Annotated in this window: 16 protein-coding genes; 14 read left to right on the forward strand and 2 right to left on the reverse strand. The window is 50.0% G+C overall.

All coding sequences use genetic code 11. The features are described from left to right. Nucleotides 1-346: 346 nt before the first annotated feature. From AC6B99_RS11305 to AC6B99_RS11345, 9 genes are all read left to right on the forward strand, one after another. A complete protein-coding gene (locus AC6B99_RS11305) occupies nt 347-1,060 on the forward strand; it encodes a FadR/GntR family transcriptional regulator (RefSeq protein ID WP_056035523.1) in 714 nt (237 codons plus the stop codon). A 33-nt stretch (nt 1,061-1,093) separates the two neighbouring features. Continuing rightward, nucleotides 1,094-2,284: a M20 metallopeptidase family protein gene (locus AC6B99_RS11310; RefSeq protein ID WP_056035526.1), complete on the forward strand. Its 1,191-nt coding sequence runs from the start codon at nt 1,094-1,096 to the stop codon at nt 2,282-2,284. 118 nt (nt 2,285-2,402) lie between these two features. After that, entirely contained in the window at nt 2,403-3,920 is a 1,518-nt protein-coding gene (locus AC6B99_RS11315) for an ABC transporter substrate-binding protein (protein WP_494882023.1), read from the forward strand. Between the two features lie 77 nt (nt 3,921-3,997). Then, nucleotides 3,998-4,915: an ABC transporter permease gene (locus AC6B99_RS11320; RefSeq protein ID WP_099520528.1), complete on the forward strand. Its 918-nt coding sequence runs from the start codon at nt 3,998-4,000 to the stop codon at nt 4,913-4,915. Between the two features lie 17 nt (nt 4,916-4,932). After that, complete coding sequence (locus tag AC6B99_RS11325; RefSeq protein ID WP_496663373.1) at nt 4,933-5,856, forward strand: ABC transporter permease; 924 nt, start codon at nt 4,933-4,935, stop codon at nt 5,854-5,856. Between the two features lie 21 nt (nt 5,857-5,877). After that, nucleotides 5,878-6,852, forward strand: a complete 975-nt coding sequence (locus tag AC6B99_RS11330; RefSeq protein WP_056035532.1) for an ABC transporter ATP-binding protein — start codon at nt 5,878-5,880, stop codon at nt 6,850-6,852. Further along, nucleotides 6,852-7,841 (forward strand): ABC transporter ATP-binding protein, encoded by a 990-nt coding sequence (locus AC6B99_RS11335; RefSeq protein ID WP_056035535.1) that lies wholly within the window; start codon nt 6,852-6,854, stop codon nt 7,839-7,841. The genes AC6B99_RS11330 and AC6B99_RS11335 overlap by 1 nt, the downstream gene beginning before the upstream one ends. Before the next feature lie 31 nt (nt 7,842-7,872). Further along, nucleotides 7,873-9,909 (forward strand): S9 family peptidase, encoded by a 2,037-nt coding sequence (locus AC6B99_RS11340; RefSeq protein ID WP_496663374.1) that lies wholly within the window; start codon nt 7,873-7,875, stop codon nt 9,907-9,909. Beyond that, entirely contained in the window at nt 9,899-10,357 is a 459-nt protein-coding gene (locus AC6B99_RS11345; protein WP_496663375.1) for a hypothetical protein, read from the forward strand. Before AC6B99_RS11340 ends, AC6B99_RS11345 begins: the two co-directional genes overlap by 11 nt. 53 nt (nt 10,358-10,410) lie before the next feature. Here the strand turns inward: AC6B99_RS11345 and AC6B99_RS11350 are convergent, their stop codons facing one another. After that, a complete protein-coding gene (locus AC6B99_RS11350; RefSeq protein WP_496663376.1) occupies nt 10,411-11,268 on the reverse strand; it encodes an alpha/beta hydrolase in 858 nt (285 codons plus the stop codon). A gap of 106 nt (nt 11,269-11,374) precedes the next feature. Beyond that, complete coding sequence (locus AC6B99_RS11355; protein ID WP_081418811.1) at nt 11,375-13,216, reverse strand: extracellular solute-binding protein; 1,842 nt, start codon at nt 13,214-13,216, stop codon at nt 11,375-11,377. A 192-nt stretch (nt 13,217-13,408) separates the two neighbouring features. Between AC6B99_RS11355 and AC6B99_RS11360 the strand changes: the two genes are divergently transcribed. The 5 genes from AC6B99_RS11360 (at nt 13,409) to AC6B99_RS11380 (ending at nt 16,802) form a co-directional block, all read left to right on the forward strand. Further along, nucleotides 13,409-13,939 (forward strand): hypothetical protein, encoded by a 531-nt coding sequence (locus AC6B99_RS11360; protein WP_155973152.1) that lies wholly within the window; start codon nt 13,409-13,411, stop codon nt 13,937-13,939. 69 nt (nt 13,940-14,008) lie between these two features. Then, complete coding sequence (hisA, locus tag AC6B99_RS11365) at nt 14,009-14,764, forward strand: phosphoribosylformimino-5-aminoimidazole carboxamide ribotide isomerase (RefSeq protein WP_056035553.1); 756 nt, start codon at nt 14,009-14,011, stop codon at nt 14,762-14,764. Between the two features lie 30 nt (nt 14,765-14,794). Continuing rightward, nucleotides 14,795-15,073 carry a DUF2277 domain-containing protein gene (locus AC6B99_RS11370; RefSeq protein ID WP_056035556.1) on the forward strand — a complete coding sequence of 93 codons (279 nt, stop codon included), beginning with the start codon at nt 14,795-14,797 and terminating at the stop codon, nt 15,071-15,073. 185 nt (nt 15,074-15,258) lie between these two features. Further along, nucleotides 15,259-15,459 carry a hypothetical protein gene (locus AC6B99_RS11375; protein ID WP_056035559.1) on the forward strand — a complete coding sequence of 67 codons (201 nt, stop codon included), beginning with the start codon at nt 15,259-15,261 and terminating at the stop codon, nt 15,457-15,459. A 110-nt stretch (nt 15,460-15,569) separates the two neighbouring features. Further along, on the forward strand, nt 15,570-16,802 hold the full coding sequence (locus AC6B99_RS11380; protein ID WP_056035566.1) for an aminopeptidase: 1,233 nt from the start codon (nt 15,570-15,572) through the stop codon (nt 16,800-16,802). The last annotated feature ends 122 nt before the right edge of the window (nt 16,803-16,924 follow it).

A 16,924-nucleotide genomic window follows, 5' to 3' on the forward strand; every position in this document is an offset into this window, starting at 1 on the left:
CGTTTACGCTTGAAATATAGGAAAGGATATGATTATTCCATCCATTCTCTATATTTCTACGCGAAACGGTAGCTTTGCCACCAGAGGACGGCTACAGCCGTTTACGCTTGAAATATAGGAAAGGATATGATTATTCCATCCATTCTCTATATTTCTACGCGAAACGGTAGCTTTGCCACCAGAGGACGGCTACAGCCGTTTACGCTTGAGCCAGGTGGATTTTGTCGGATAAAGGGAGCCGTTGTCGAAGAAAATTCAAATACCAAGTTGACAGATAGGGATTGATATGGTAGTTTTGGTCTAAGGTTTGAACCTTAATGTTTTTCTGTTGATTTGGAGGGGTCAAATGCAGTTCGAAAAAGTATCCGCTAAAAAAGTTAGCGATTTTATTTTGGAGCAGCTAGAGGAAGCGATTATCCTTAAAGATTTTCTGGCGGAGGAGCAACTGCCAACGGAACGTGAGCTTGCAGCAGTATTCAAGGCTAGCAGGCTTGCGGTCAGGGAAGCATTATCCGACCTTGAAGGCAAAGGGCTAATCGAGAAGCGGATTGGAGCCAAGGGCGGCACATTCGTTCTTCCTTTAACGATAAACTCGCACCAGAGAACACGCGAGGAGGTGCGCGGCGGCTGGGACGATATGCTGAAAGTATTCGAATATCGCTCCATTATAGAGCCGGAAGCGGCTTACCTTGCTGCTAAGCGGATAAGCACGGCAGAGCTCGAACTGCTGCGGGGTTTTATTGAAACGAGCATGGAGGAGGATTGCACGCGTGAAATGTTCCGTTCCTTGGACGTCAAATTTCACTTGTCGATTGCGAAAGCTTCCGGCAACGATTATTTCGAGAAGGCAGTCAGGAAAATTCGCACCAAAATTAATCCTGCACTGGATCTGATGCCCTATAACGAGAACGTCAGACGGACAAGTTATGACAAGCATATGCTGCTGCTCGAAGCGCTTCAAGCCGGCAATGGAAACGGCGCGAAAGAAGCGATGAATCAGCATATCGACGAAACCGTACATGCGATTTATGCGCGTGTCGTTGTCGAAGGAGACAGTTAACTGGTCAACCGGCACTGTAGGAGGGTGAACAAATTGAAATTAAATGAGCTTCTTGCTCTTGCAAATCAGCAGAAGGAACAACTAGTAGCATGGCGCAGAGATCTCCATCAATACCCTGAAACTGGATTTGAGGAAGTAAGAACTTCGGGAATCGTCGCCGAGCATTTGCGGCAGCTAGGCTTGGAGGTTCAGACGAATATTGGGAAAACAGGCGTTGTCGCACTGCTTCGCGGCGAAAAGCCTGGTCCCACCATCGCGCTTCGGGCAGATATGGATGCCTTGCCGATCGAGGATTTGAAGAGCGTTCCTTATAAATCGAAAATACCGGGAAAAGCACATTTATGCGGCCATGATGCTCATACGAGCATGCTTATGGGCGCAGCCCAGCTGCTAGCAGGTTTAGGGAAGCCGGTAAGCGGAAATATCAAATTTGTATTTCAGCCTGCCGAAGAAGGGCTTGCTGGAGCGAAAGCGATGATGGACGACGGTGTGCTGCAAAATCCCGCTGTGGACGTAATGGCAGGGCTTCATGTCTTTCCTGCGCTGCCGACAGGCTCCATTTCAGTAACGAAGGGAGTTGCCTTCGCTTCAGCGGACAGCATTAAGATCAAGGTGATCGGCAAAGGCGGTCACGCTGCCCGTCCTCATGAGGGAGTAGATGCGATTACGGTAGCGGCACAGGTGATATCAGCCTTGCAGCATGTAGCGAGCCGTCTGGTTGATCCGCTTGAGCCGGTGGTCGTGACCATTGGCAAAATCAACGGAGGCTACATGGGAGCAGCGATTGCACCCGAAGTGGAGATGGTCGGCACAGTTAGGACACTGACACCGGCAGTACGCGATCGGATGCCGCAGCTGCTTGAGGACATCATTCGCGGCGTGACCTCATCCTTTGGCGCGGATTACGAATTGAACTACCAGATGGGCTATCCGGTTGTGCAAAACGATGAAGCGATGGTTGATTTTCTTACCTCGACAAGCGAGCAGGTACTCGGCGGGAAAAAATGGATTTATGTAAAGCCGTCGATGGGCGGCGAGGACTTTGCTTTTTATTCAGAGGCTGTGCCAAGCGTGTTTTTCCGCTTGGGGGTTGGAAGCGGAGAGGCATATACATCCTACCCGCTGCATCATCCCCAATTTGATTTGGATGAAGCTGCTCTCCCTTATGGAGCTGCAATGCTGTCGGCCCTTGCACTTAACTATTTGGCTGATCCGCAATTGTGAATGGCAAGGTGAAACTTATAAATTCTTATATTAGAACAAACAAACTAAAACGAATTTCAGGAGGCTGTGCGATTTGAAAAGATGGTATGTACAGGGCTTTGCAGCAATAATAGCGGTTATGCTGGTTGTTACAGGATGCGGCAATGCCGCAGAGACGAAAAATGAGACGCAAACGAATGGCGGGACGGCTAGCGCTCCAGCTGGCGCAGACAAAACGACTTTAACGATCGCTAACTCGACGGATATCGAAAGCTTCGATACCCACAACAACAACAATACGATGAGCGAAGCGGTACTCGTCAATGTGTTTGATTATTTGCTGAAAAATGACGACGAGCAAAACAAAGTGCCCGTGCTTGCCACTTCGTGGGAGCAGGTCAATGATACAACATGGAGATTGAAGCTGCGAGAAGGCGTCAAGTTCCACAACGGCGATCCATTCACAGCGGCGGATGTAAAGTTCTCGCTTGAGCGTGTCGCAAAGGATACCACTTTGAAGCAAAACACCTATTACAAGCATATTAAAGAAGTCAATGTTATTGACGATTTTACGGTTGATATTATCACTGAAACGCCAGACCCGATTATGCTTAATCGTTTGTCCCGTATGGGTGCAGGCATTTTGCCTTCCAAATATATTGAGGAGAACGGCATGGAAGCTTTCTTGAAAGCTCCGGTAGGCACAGGCCCTTATAAATTTTCCAAATGGACGAAAGATGACCGCATTGAGCTGGTGAAAAATGCCGATTATTTCGGTGGAACACCGAAATGGGAAAATGTTGTTTTCCGCTCCATTCCTGAAGCGTCCACTCGTGTATCCGAGCTGCTGACAGGCGGCGTTGATATTGCTGCTGGCGTTCCAGCAACGGACATTGCCCGTATTGACGGCGTCGATGGCCTGAGTGTAGAACAAGCGAAAATTCAGCGTGTGCTTCATATCATTATGCGCATGACGGAAGGTTCGATTACTGCTGATCCGAAGGTTCGCGAGGCGATTGATCTTGCGATCGACAATCAGGTTATTATCGACAGCATTGCTGGCGGCGCAGGCATTCCAACTAGAACGTCGGTTACCCCTGGCAACTTCGGTTCAGATCCGAGCTTGTATGATACGTTTGAGTACGACCAAGAGCGTGCGAGAGCTTTATTGAAAGAAGCTGGTTATGAAAATGGCGCGAAAGTATCGTTCTCAGCTTCCGTACAATACAAAGAGGTGGCCGAGGTCGTAGCAGCGATGCTTACGGATGTAGGCTTTGAAGTTAATTTGGAAATTTTGGAAGCCAGCAGCTTCAGCGAGAAGCTGAACTCGAAGAAGTTTAACGAGCTGTTCCTGCTGGGCGTAGGAAACTCCTTGTTTGATGCCTCGAACAATTACAATCGCTTCAAGAAAGAAAATGCGGCTGGCGAGACGGATTATAACAATCCAGAAGTAGAAGAGCTGCTGCAATCGGCGCTGCAAAACATGGATTTAGCTGACCGTGAGAAGCAATACCAGAAGGTTCAACAGCAATTTACAGTTGACCGTCCTACTATTTATTTGTATCAAATGAAAGGCATTTACGGCGTCGGAGCAGGCATCAGCTATACGCCAAGGCTCGATGAAATGTATTATGCGGAAGACATTACGCTAAAATAGCATCAACTATAAAGGGGGGAATAGCGTTCTATTCCCTTCCTTTTGCTTTAATCTATTACAGGGAGAGGGGCCGTTCAGTGGGCAAATACTTGATCAAATCTTTGCTGCAAATGGTGCCGGTTCTATTTCTCATATCCGCCATCGTTTTTGTGCTTGTGCATGTGACGGGTGACCCGGTCAATCTGATGCTGCCGGAAACGGCAACAGCGGAGGATCGGGCCGTTCTGTCTGAGGCGCTGGGTCTGGACCGGCCTCTATATGTTCAATTCGGCCTATTTCTCTTTAATGCAATCCAGGGAGATTTCGGACATTCCTTCCATTACGGACAATCAGCTTTGCCGCTTGTGCTGGAAAGGCTGCCTGCAAGTTTCCAGCTTGCTGGAGCGGGAATGCTGATTGCCACGCTGATTGCGATTCCACTGGGCATTATTTCGGCGCTGAAGCGCAACACTTATTTGGATCTATTCATTTCAGGCTTGTCTGCGCTTGGCAAAGGGATGCCGAATTTCTGGACGGGCATTATGCTGATTTTATTATTTTCGGTCATATTGGGCATTTTCCCCGTTTCCGGTAAGGGCGGGCCGGAGCATCTTGTCCTTCCGGCCATAACGCTTGGAGCCGGCATTGCGGCGCAAATGACGAGGCTCATTCGAGCAAGTATGCTGGAGATTTTGAATCAGGAGTATATTCGTACGGCGAGAAGCAAGGGGCTGCTGGAGACGATCGTTATTTTCAAGCATGCGCTGCGCAATGGACTTATTCCCGTCGTTACAATCATGGGCCTGCAATTTACAAGCCTGATCGGCGGGACGCTCGTAACCGAGACCGTGTTCTCATGGCCGGGGCTTGGACAACTGCTCGTGTCGGCCGTCAATACGCATGATATGTCGATTGTACAGGCAGCCGTATTCGTCATTGCCATCATCGTATTGGTTGTGAATTTATTAACGGATATTGTATACCGGTATCTGGACCCACGCATTAAATACAGTTAAAGCCAGAGGTGAGGCAGATGTCGTTATTATCCAAATCGCAAGCGGATGGCTTGCTGGGCAAGCGGCCCGAGGAAACGGAAAGCCGGTGGCGGCAAGGCATAAAGTCGCTTTTAAAAAGCAAGACCGGTACGCTCGGTATTCTGATCGTACTCGCCGTGTGTATCATTGCCATTGGCGCTCCGTTGTTTGCCACCCATGAGCCAGCGAAGATCAGCCCGGCGCAGCGGCTGCTTCCGCCGATGTGGCTGGAGGGCGGCACGCATGAGCATTTTCTGGGGACGGATAATTTGGGCAGAGATATTTGGAGCCGAATTGTTTATGGCTCGCAAGTATCTTTAATCGTCGGCATTGGTGCCGTTATGCTGTCTGGCGCAATCGGAGCGCTTCTGGGCTTGCTTGCAGGCTTTTATGGCAAATGGGTAAATGCCATTATTATGAGGGTCGCCGATGCCTTTATTGCTATTCCGGCGATTTTGTTTATGCTCGTTGTACTGGCCGTACTTGGACCGGGACTTGGAACGCTAATCTTCGTTATTGGCGTAACTAACTGGGTCTCCTATGCGCGGGTTGTCCGCGGGGAAGTGCTCAGCGTGAAGGAACGGGATTTTGTAAAAGCTGCGAGAGCGCTAGGCGCACGGAATGGGCGGATTATTTTTACCCATATTTTGCCGAATGTATTGTCATCCTTCATCATTATTTCCACGATGAGCGTGGCTACAACGATTATTATGGAAGCGTCACTTAGCTTTCTAGGGCTTGGCATTAAGCCGCCTGCAGTTTCCTGGGGCGGGATGCTGAGCGATGGTCGCCAATATTTGGCTACTAGCTGGTGGGTTGCTACTTTTCCGGGGCTTGCCATTACGATTACGGTTCTAGGCGTTATCTTTTTCGGAGATTGGCTTCGCGATATGCTGGACCCTCGCATGAAATCGAAGGAATAAGAAGGGAAATGAGGGAGCAATATGCCGACACCTTTGCTGGAAGTTAAACATTTGCAAACGAGCTTTAAAACGGACAAGGGCGTTATCCCTTCAGTGAACGGCGTTTCCTTCTCCGTCGAAGCGGGGGAAACGCTAGCTATAGTAGGGGAATCAGGCTGTGGAAAAAGCGTTACGTCGCTTTCCATTATGGGTCTTATCGCATCTCCAGGTACTATAACGGGCGGGGAAATTACATTCCAAGGGCGCGATCTGGTAAAGCTCTCTCGCAAGGAGCTGCGAAAGCTGCGCGGCAACGAAATGTCGATGATTTTTCAAGAGCCGATGACATCGCTTAATCCTGTATTTACAATTGGCAATCAGCTGGCGGAAGTATTCCGCGTCCACCAAGGCACAAGCAAAGCGGAGGCCAAGCAGAAAAGTATAGATATGCTGCAGCGTGTAGGCATAGCTAATGCTTCCAAGCTGGTTCGCCAATTTCCCCATCAGCTGTCGGGAGGGATGCGGCAGCGGGTTATGATTGCGATGGCGCTCGCCTGTGAGCCGAAGCTGCTTATTGCTGATGAGCCGACAACGGCGCTGGATGTGACGATTCAGGCGCAAATTTTAGATTTAATTTCAAAGCTCAGCAAGGAACAGCAGACGGGCGTTATTTTAATTACGCATGATTTAGGCATTGTTGCGGAAATGGCGGATCGGGTCGTCGTTATGTATGCAGGGGAGGTTGTCGAAGAAGCATCGGTCATCGATCTGTTTGCTGCTCCGAAGCATCCCTATACAGTCGGTCTGCTCGGTTCTTTGCCGAGAATGGATGAGCAGAGGGAGCAGCTAGCGTCAATACCCGGCATGGTACCTAATTTGCTGGACATGCCAAGCGGTTGTCCTTTCCACCCTCGCTGCTCCTATGCAGGCAGCGAATGCATGGTCATAAAACCGGAGCTTGAGCGAGTTGGCAATGGTCATTATGCGAGATGCCTGAAAAGCGAGGAGGTGTCATGATGAACCAGAGTGGCTTTAATGCGGCGCCCCTGCTGGAAGTGAAAGATTTGCGAAAGCATTACCCCTTGAAGCGGGGCTTGTTTGCCCGAGGCAATGAGTATGTCCGAGCAGTAGATGGCCTCAATTTCACGATTAATCAAGGGGAAACACTGGGCATCGTCGGCGAATCCGGCTGCGGCAAATCAACAACGGGCGAGATGGTAGCGCAGTTGCTTGAGCCGTCGTCTGGCGAGATTTGGTTTGAGGGCAGGCGTCTTACGGGAATGAATGAGCAGGACATCCGACAGGTAAGGCGAGAGCTGCAAATTGTTTTCCAAGATCCATACGCCTCGCTGAATCCAAGAATGACCGTTAAAGATATCGTTGGTGAGCCGCTCAAAATTCATGGTCTGGCGAAAGGGCGCGAGCTGCAAAGCGAGGTAGTCCAGCTGCTGGAGACTGTGGGCCTTGGTGCCCATCAGTTGGACCGTTATCCCCATGAGTTCAGCGGCGGACAGCGCCAGCGAATCGGTATTGCAAGAGCGCTCGCGCTTAAGCCGAAGCTGATCGTCTGCGATGAGCCCGTATCGGCGCTGGATGTATCGATTCAAGCGCAAATTTTAAATTTGCTGAAATCGCTGCAGCAGCAGTTTTCACTCACTTATATTTTCATCGCCCACGGCTTGCCTTCCGTGAAGCATATTAGCGATCGCATTGCGGTCATGTATTTAGGGCGGATTGTGGAGCTTGCTGACCGTGACGACTTGTTTGCGCGGCCAAAGCATCCGTACACGCAGGCTTTGCTGTCGGCCGTTCCTGTACCTGATCCGACGATCCGCAAGGAGCGGATTGTGTTGTCTGGCGAACTTCCGAGCGCTGTTAATCCGCCGACTGGCTGTGCCTTTCATCCTCGCTGCCCTTATGTGCAGCCTATATGTAAAATTGAAGCGCCTGCCTTGGAGCCTTCCGGCTCCAGACATATGGCGGCCTGCCATTTTCCGCTTAACTAGACTAAAGCTAAGATCAAGAGGAGGCGCTTATATGCCTGAGCCTAAACGCTTAATCGAGCCTGAGGATTTATACCATTACAGTTGGATCAGCGATCCGTCCATTCATCCGGTGACATCTTCAGTCGCTTATGTGTACAAAGAAATCGATCAAGATAAAAATGATTATAAGACGCATATCCGCGTCGTAACGATAGATGGCCAAGAGGATGCTTCATTAACGGATGGTTCCAAGGATTTCGCACCGAGCTGGTCGCCGGATGGGCTGAAGCTGGGCTTTCTGCGGGTGAACGAAAACGGCAAGCAGCTGTGGCTGGCAGATGTGAGCGCAGGTACTGCTGCCCAGCTTACTTCGGCAAAGCATGGCGTTGCTGCTTTCGTCTGGTCGCCAGATGGGAGCGCAATCGCCTATACGAGCCGAATAAGCGAGGAAGAGGCGCAGGGAAAGCTCACAAAGGAAGAAATCGTCAAGCAGGAAAGCCGCCGCGGCCGAAGCTACGAGCGGACGATTCCGAAAGCGGAAGGATCAGGCTGGTGGGATGGCAGATACAGCCAGCTGTTTCGGGTTGAGGTAACGAGCGGAGAAGTGACGCAGCTTACGTCAGGCAGGTTTAATGTATCACAGCCCGTGTGGACGGAGTATGGGAGCAAGCTTGCTTTTTTAAGCAAAAAAATAGATGATCCCGAGCTTGACCCGGATTTAATCGCCTATCAGGATTTGTTTACAGTCAGGGCAGTTGGCGGAGAGCTTTGCCGGATTACGGATCGTTCACTGAGCATCAGCCAGTTCAGCTATTCGCCGGACGGCAGCATGATTGCGTTAATTGCCGAAGACCGCAAGTATGGCAGTGGCACTCAAAGCAACATTTATACAGTGCCAAGTAGCGGTGGAGCTCCTGTCGCATGGCAGGAGACGGATGTTCAGGTCGGCAATTATATTTTGAACGACATGCGCACGGCTGCGGTTATGCCCGGCCCGTTGTTTGCTAAGGATGGAACGAGTGTATTCGCATTAGGTACGCATCATGGACAAGCCCAGCTATATCGGTTCAGAGAAGCTGGAGCACCAGAGCCGGTCTCATCGGGGGAACGCGACATTTACCAGCTAGAGGAAACCATAGATGGCCGTTACTTTATTATGCTGTCTATGGATGCCCATGGATCAGGCGAGCTTTACCGTTTGGATCGACTGAGCGGAGAGGAGCTGCGGTTGACGTCATGGAATAAGGCGGCAATGGAGGAGCTGGACATCAGCATTCCTGAGACGTTCTGGTTCGATTCCACGGATGGCGACCGTATCCAAGGCTGGATGATGCGCCCGCCAGCACTCCCTCAAGGCGGAAAGGCGCCGCTGGTGCTCGTCATTCATGGCGGCCCGCATGCGATGTATGCGCCAACCTATAGCCATGAACTTCAAACACTAGCTTCCGCAGGATATGCGGTTCTTTATGTAAATCCGCGCGGAAGCTTCGGTTATGGCCAGCGCTTCGCGCAAAGCTGCCGAGGAGATTTCGGTGGCGGAGACTACCGCAATTTAATGGACGCCGTCGATGCGGCGCTTGAACGCTTTGATTTTATCGATCCTGAGCACTTGGGTGTCATGGGTGGAAGCTATGGAGGGCTAATGACCAACTGGATCATTACCCAAAATAACCGTTTCCAAGCGGCTGTGTCACAGCGCTGCATCTCAAATTGGCTTTCCTTCTACGGGACAAGCGATATTGGCATTTCCTACACAGAAGGCATCGTAGGTGGGAACCCATGGGAGCAGCAGGGCTTGCTGTTGGAAAAATCGCCACTGACCTATGTGAGCCAAGTGAAGGCTCCGGTGCTTATTATGCATGGTGAGCAGGATTTTCGCTGTCCAGTCGGCCAATCTGACGAGTGGTACACCGCACTTAAGCGGTTAGGCAAGCAAACGAAGCTCATTCGCTATCCAGGCTCTAATCACGCCTTCCTTAAAAGCGGCAAGCCCTCTTATCGCGTGGAGGCACTCCGTGAAGTAAACGCTTGGCTTTGCAAGCATCTTGCCGCAACTGCTCAAACAGGGGGCGCGCCAGATGAAGCATAAAATGCAATTGCCGCTGCCGATTGCGTTGCTCATTGAAAACTGCCGGACTAGCGGCGAATCGGATGCGCATATTGCGGCTTGTATACGAAGCAAGGATTTCTCCTCCATTATCGATCGAACGGCAGAGCCTTCAATGGCATTCGTAGAGCGGGTCCAGCTTGCAGAGGAGCTGCATATTGATTTGGAGGAAGCTTTCCGCAGCGGCTATGAATTCGGTTTTTTGCATTTAAATGGTTTGAAGAAGCTGCTTCGTTTCCGCTTCGGCCTTCAAGCGGAGCGGGATTACAGAAGCGTGGATGATGGAGTGCGGGGTTTTGTACTGGATGAGCACGCAGCAAATGAGCTGCAAGCTCTTATCCATCGGCAGTGGCAGATCGTTCAGTATAGGGAAGCTGATGATAGCGGGAGACGCTTGTTCTCCATTCATTTAAAGCAGGAAAATTATTAATAAAGTATGGAGGGAAGGGCAGCCGGATGGCTGCCTTTTTTCTTTGGTACAGGTTAGTCTCTTCCCGCCTCATATAGCTTTTGCGCCAGCATGCGCGGCTCGGTTTTTGCGGTAGAAAAATGATCGCCATGCCCATAAATTAGTCGGAATAAGCCCAGTCTGCTCGACATGTGAGGATGCCAGCCATACATTTGATTATATTGCGGCATAACGTTGTCTACCGTGAAGTACAGATAGCTTCTGGGGGTAGTCAGGCTGTAAAATTTTTTGAGATCCAGCTTTTCATAAAATGGGCCAGCGGGCTCCGGTGTAATTTGGCTGTACACATGTTTGGCAAAACCGAGGCCTGCAAGATTGACGAAGGTTTCTCGAAAAAAGGGAAATGGCAGCATAATTGTATTATCCTTGGAGCTTTCTCTCAGCTGTTGAAAAAAGACCTGGGCAGCCGGCTGAAACTCGTCCGCGACCATTTCCCCGTCATTCAGCACGAAGGCATTGAAAAATACGAGCCGTTTCAGGCGGTCCGGAACAAGCTCTGCCACTTTTTGAACTAAAGAGCCGCCAAAGCTATGTCCCACTAGGACAATTTGCTGCAAATGATGGGCGATAATGAAATCTGCAATCGAGCGCGATAACATCCCGTGGGTCACGGCTTTGTTCGAATCCTTGCCGTGTCCGGGATACTCTGGCGTATACACGGTGTGGCCCATTTTGCGCAGCTCAGCAGCTGATTCGTCCCAAAAACTGGCATCCGCCCAAGAGCCGTGAATAAGCACAAAGGTAAGCGGCTGCTGTGGTTCGGCTGTTTGTACTTTCATATGCATCGCGGCATGATGAGGCTGGGCTTGCCAGCCATTCATCGGATACGTGCGATAAGGATCGCGATTATAGCTTGCATAAGTAGCATTCATCTTCATATCCCTCTCAGACTAAGATGCTCCACTATATGCCCAGACGTGTAAATAGGTTAATGCTCGGCAAGACTAGCTGCCTGTGAAAATGCGGCTAGCCAGCCGCTCACTTGGCTGGGACTGCAAGATGGGTATGGATATCGGCGATCATTAGCTTATATTCTTCGCTCGCTACAAGAGTGGCGATATAACGCTCCCATTCCTCAATCGTTGCTGCCCCCATAATCACTTTAATTTTAAACATCACCAGCTTATTGTTTAGATCGGCATATTTGCCTTGGCTCCAGAAGCTGTTAAGCTGAGGCAGCGTCGTGTCGGCATAAGAGGTTTTACGCCACTCGGCAACGGCAGCTTCATAAGTGCTCCTTACATTGGCAGGCAACGCTGCTACACTTTGATTGCCTTTCAGCATATCGGTTTGTCCGAACAGATGATTGATGGCAGAATAGTCCGCGGCACCAAGCTCGGCAATCGCTCCCCATTCGTTTTTCTCCGTCATTTCATAGCCGCGATTCAGCCAGTTCAGCATCAGCCCAGGTTCGGTTCTCGTCATGGCGCTAATGATATACATCCCATTTCCCTCCAGCTTCCATGGGGCAATCGCTGGGCTTGCTGAAGTAGCCTGAATGCCGGAAAGCGGCACCCACACCGCTTGTCCAGCAGAAAGCTGGGCTGCTTCGGTGACGCTCATGGCAGCAAGGCCAGTGAGATTTTCACTCAAGCGGTCTTGCGTCTGTTCCCCAGTTCTAACGGCGAATTCTTTGTCCACCAGCCCATCGCGGTAAGCGTGAGCGAGCCATTTCAGCGCCTGTGCTTGTTCAGGCGCAGCGGCATGATCAATCAGCTTGCCGTCTTTCATGGAGAAACGGTCAGGGCTTCCTGTAAAAGCTTGCTCGACCCAAGTTAGCGTACCTAGTCCGGCGGCAAAGGTATAGCCCGATAATCCGATTGTATCCTGTTTGCCATTGCCATCCGGATCGTTAAACGTAAATTGCTTTAATACCTCATATAGTTCATCCATCGTTTTGGGCTGGGCTAAATTCAGCTTATCCAGCCAATCCTGCCTAATGGCTGGGAAGGGCGCGTCATGCTGATCGCCAGGGCGGGCAATGCCATAAAGCTTGCCATTAATGACTCGGCCGCCCAAGGCGTTATTGCCCGCAAGCGCCTTTAACCGCGGATAAGCATCCAGCTGCTTCGTCAAATCAACCGCAAGGCTCTCCAGCAGCTCATCGTTGTACTGGTACGGATCTTCAAGCAGCATGATAGAAGCGGGATCACCCGCAGCGAACAGGACGGTTGTTTTTTCCTTATAAAATTCCGGATCAGCCAATTGCAGCCGCACATCGACATTCATATTTTCCTGCATATATTTAAGCAGCGGCATAGGTGAGGCTACCGTGCCGTCATTTGGCTTTGTCATCACGCTAAATTGCGGGAGAGCATGCGGATCGCTCACAAATGCCGTTCGATGGAAGGCGTCCCAGGTGACGCTGAGGCCAGATGCTTCTGCAACGAGCCTCAGCGGCAGCCAAATCATTTTTTTGTCCAAATAAGGGGCTGTTTTCAAATGGTTTATCCGTTTGCCACCGATCTCCATTTCCTTGCGATCCGCCCAAAATACGAGCCCCAGCTTGCTCGGATGTTCGGCGGTTAACCGCTTCTCACCAGCATGCCAGGTGAGCTTGTAGCCGTATCCTTCCAGAACGGCTTTTCCGGGAACCATTATTGTTCCTTCTATCATTCGCGGAGGAAAAGGAAGGCTGACAGTCGTATTTTGAAAAGAGACGGAAACTTGCGAGCGCGCCGTATTATTTTCAGAAGCGGTATCGTCCGTCCATGGGCTGGACATGCTGGCAGAAACGTCAGACACAGCGGTGAATGCGGTTACAGTGGCGACTAACGTCAGACCAGCAAGCTTGGTTACGTGCAAGAAACGTCGTTTCATAAGTTATCCTCACTTTCAGTTTAAATAATTCCAATAATTACTAGACGTAATTTAGGCCAAAAGGTTACCGTTTTATTCAAATAATTGGCCATAAAAGCGGAATAATTCGGATTAGTCGGTTGGAATCCCGTCCAATAAAATTTATAATGGAAGGGACAAGGCAAGCGCCTCTATACATGTAGGAGGAAATGAATGATGGAAAGAGCGAAGGAGCTGTTCCTTCTGCATTTCGGCAGCTTTATGAGCATGCGCCAGGCAGGCGTTTATGAAGCGTACAAGCAGTTCGAGATTGATAGGGAAGTAGAAATCGAGTGGTATAACGAATGTATAGACAGCTGCACGAATCAATTGTCGATTCGAGACTGGGATGCGGCTGCATCGCTGCTGGTCATTGTGAAGGTACACAATAATGAGCAAATCATAAAAAATGTGGTCGCCTTCGTTACGAAGCAATTAATGAGTGCGGACAGCATCGTCAAGCTGATGTACGCCGAGCATATCATTGAAATGATTAAGGCGATGCGCCAAACGATTTCCGATTCCGTCCGCTTTGAGGCTTATGAAGCAGTGCTTCATTTGCTAGAGGATATTATGAAAAAGCCGCTGGTCGTTGATCCGGGGCATGAGCTGTCCCTTTTTCAGCTGAGAGACAAGAGGTCGCTTAACAATCGCGCGCAAATCAGCATCGATACGATCAAAAACGATGGTTACTGGAAGGAATAACAGCTTTAAGGCATGTGCAATGAAAAATAATACGAATTTATAATTCGTCTCAACTTTGGGGGAATCACATTGAAATTCAGACCTTGTATAGATATGCATGATGGAAAAGTGAAGCAAATTGTGGGCGAGACGCTCAGTACGGACAATCATGCGGTCGTGGAAAATTTCGTTTCCAGCCATCATTCCGTTTATTATGCCGAAATGTTCAAGAAGGACGAGCTCGTTGGTGGGCATGTCATTATGCTGGGAGGCGGCAACGAAGAGGAAGCGGTTCGCGCCCTTCAGGCGTATCCGGGCGGCTTGCAAATTGGCGGAGGCATTAATGCAGGCAATGCCCAGCACTACCTTGCGCAAGGCGCTTCGCATGTCATTGTGACCTCTTACATTTTCAGCAATGGGCAGCTTAATAAAGACAATCTGGAGACGATCGTCGCTGAAGTTGGCAAAGACAGATTAGTCATTGATTTGAGCTGCAAAGAGCGTGACGGCAAGTGGTATGTGGTGACGAACCAATGGACGCAGTTCAGTGATTTTGAAGTGAATGAAGCTAACATTCGCATGCTGGAGCAATTTTGCGATGAGTTTCTCATTCATGCCGTTGATGTGGAAGGCAAGCAGAGCGGCATCCAGCAAAGCTTGGTGAAGGCATTGGCGCAATGGGTGACAATCCCTTGTACTTATGCGGGGGGCGCTCGTTCGCTGGCTGACCTAGAGCTGTTCGAGAGCCTATCTGGCGGCAAGCTGGATATTACAATCGGCAGCGCATTGGATATTTATGGTGGTGCCTTGCCTTACGAGCAGGTTGTTGCTTATTGCCAAAGCTAGTATGCAATCAATGACAGGAGGAGAATGAAAATGTGCCGAAACATTAAGCCTTTGTTTAATTTTGACCCTCCAGCAACGGAATATGAAATTATGGCAGCCTCGCTGCAATTTGTCCGCAAAATATCCGGCTATAACGCACCCTCGAAAGCGAATGAAGAAGCCTTCCGCATCGCTGTTGCAGAAGTGGCGGCTGCGGCAGAGAAGCTGATGAGTTCGCTTGTGACGAATGCCGAGCCGCGCAATCGTGAAATCGAGATGGAGCGCGCCCGCGCCAAATCGGCCAAACGTTTTGGTACAAGCAACGAATAAAAGCATAAATCAGCAGGAGATTGGGGGATGAGACTTGTACCTCGATCTCTTTTTTTAAAATATAGAGAAAGGATATGATGTTCCCATCTTTTCTCTATATTTCTACGCGAAACGGTGGCTTTGCCGCCAGAGGACGGCGACAGCCGTTTACGCTTGTGATAAGGGAAGGGGCTGGGGGTTCGCGTATGAAGTGGAAGGTTGTCGCTAATGGGAACAGTTATTTAGTTTGCCGTAAAACGTGGCACTCGCCTTTATGGATGGGAATTGTCAAGAAAGACATTCGCAGCATCACGATTAATAATCGCTCCTTTTCAGTTGAGGTATTTGCCGACTGTTCGACGTCCCAGCTTGCGCATAAGCTTCTAATGCTTGCGGAACGGCCGTAGGCTGGCCGCATTTGAGATCATCCGTAAAGATGATTATAATGAAAGTAAGTTCGCGATTGTTTTACAAATGTGCTTTACACAATTATCCAAATGAAAAGGGGAATTTACATATGTATCCTACACAGCAGCAATTAGAAAATTATGCGGCACTGGCCGTTAGAACGGGCGTCAATGTCCAACAAGGACAGACGGTTGTCCTGATGACGCCAATAAGCGCAGCTCCGCTGGCTCGGCTGATTGCCATGAAGGCTTATGAAGCAGGAGCGAAGCATGTACAAGTGGAGTATAACGATGAGGAGCTAGCTCGCATTAAGTATAAGCTGGCGCCAGAAGAGGCTTTTGGCGAATACCCAATGTGGCGCGCCAAGGCGTGGGAAGGGTATGTGGAGCAAGGGGCGGCGTTTATTACTATTTATTCGCCGAATCCTGATCTGCTCACGGGAGTGGATGCCAATCGGGTGGCGACAGCAACGAAAGCCGCATCGACTGCGCTCAGCGGCTATCGCGGTGCACTGATGAATCATTCGAACGCATGGACGCTTATTTCCTACGCGACACCAGAGTGGGCAGCTAAAGTGTTCCCGGATGTATCGCCGGAGGAGGCGGTGCAGAAGCTGTGGGAAAGAATTATTGAGGCGACACGCATTGGCCTGGAAAACCCGATTCAGGCTTGGAGCGAGCATAATGCCAAGCTGCTGCAAGTGGTGGAGCTGCTTAATGGCAAGCGTTATCGTCAGCTGCGCTATCAGGCGCCGGGTACGGACTTAACGATAGATTTGCCGGAAGGCCACATTTGGCTAGGCGGAGCAAAGGCGAATGCCAAAGGCGTGCTGTTCAATCCGAATATGCCTACTGAGGAAGTATTTACGATGCCGCATAAGGATGGCGTGAATGGCACGGTTCGCAGCACAAAACCGCTCAATTACAACGGCCAGGTTATTGACGGCTTCTCCTTGACGTTCAAGGATGGCAAGGTGACGGAATATTCGGCTGAGAAGGGCTATGAGGCGTTATCGCATTTGGTCGGAACGGATGAAGGGGCGGCGAAGCTCGGTGAAGTGGCGCTTGTGCCACATAACTCGCCCATTTCCAATTCTAATGTTATTTTCTTTAATACCCTCTATGATGAAAATGCTTCCTGCCATTTGGCGCTGGGGCAGGCTTATCCGGTTAATCTTAGCGGCGGCACGACCATGTCACCGGAAGAATTGCTTGCACATGGAGCGAATCGCAGCTTGGTGCATGAAGATTTTATGATCGGTTCAGCTGAGATGAACATTGACGGCATCACGCAGGATGGATCGGCAGAGCCTATTTTCCGGGGTGGCAACTGGGCAATTTAAATGTCTAAAGCAAAAGGAGCGGTCCTGGTGAGGGCCTGAGGGCCACTCCTTTTTTCTTAAACGCTTGTCTTAATAAAGTTTTTTTAAAAAAGCCAACCTCTTGACTCGTGTAATCATTTCAG

This window comes from Paenibacillus liaoningensis (genome assembly GCF_059609455.1).

Coding starts and splice junctions, on each gene's coding strand:
- AC6B99_RS11305 (WP_056035523.1), top strand. CDS start 347: ATGCAGTTCGAAAAAGTATCCGCTAAAAAAGTTAGCGATTTTATTTTG.
- AC6B99_RS11315 (WP_494882023.1), top strand. CDS start 2,403: ATGCTGGTTGTTACAGGATGCGGCAATGCCGCAGAGACGAAAAATGAG.
- AC6B99_RS11325 (WP_496663373.1), top strand. CDS start 4,933: ATGTCGTTATTATCCAAATCGCAAGCGGATGGCTTGCTGGGCAAGCGG.
- AC6B99_RS11330 (WP_056035532.1), top strand. CDS start 5,878: ATGCCGACACCTTTGCTGGAAGTTAAACATTTGCAAACGAGCTTTAAA.
- AC6B99_RS11335 (WP_056035535.1), top strand. CDS start 6,852: ATGAACCAGAGTGGCTTTAATGCGGCGCCCCTGCTGGAAGTGAAAGAT.
- AC6B99_RS11340 (WP_496663374.1), top strand. CDS start 7,873: ATGCCTGAGCCTAAACGCTTAATCGAGCCTGAGGATTTATACCATTAC.
- AC6B99_RS11345 (WP_496663375.1), top strand. CDS start 9,899: ATGAAGCATAAAATGCAATTGCCGCTGCCGATTGCGTTGCTCATTGAA.
- AC6B99_RS11350 (WP_496663376.1), bottom strand. CDS start 11,268: ATGAATGCTACTTATGCAAGCTATAATCGCGATCCTTATCGCACGTAT.
- AC6B99_RS11355 (WP_081418811.1), bottom strand. CDS start 13,216: ATGAAACGACGTTTCTTGCACGTAACCAAGCTTGCTGGTCTGACGTTA.
- AC6B99_RS11360 (WP_155973152.1), top strand. CDS start 13,409: ATGATGGAAAGAGCGAAGGAGCTGTTCCTTCTGCATTTCGGCAGCTTT.
- AC6B99_RS11370 (WP_056035556.1), top strand. CDS start 14,795: ATGTGCCGAAACATTAAGCCTTTGTTTAATTTTGACCCTCCAGCAACG.
- AC6B99_RS11375 (WP_056035559.1), top strand. CDS start 15,259: ATGAAGTGGAAGGTTGTCGCTAATGGGAACAGTTATTTAGTTTGCCGT.
- AC6B99_RS11380 (WP_056035566.1), top strand. CDS start 15,570: ATGTATCCTACACAGCAGCAATTAGAAAATTATGCGGCACTGGCCGTT.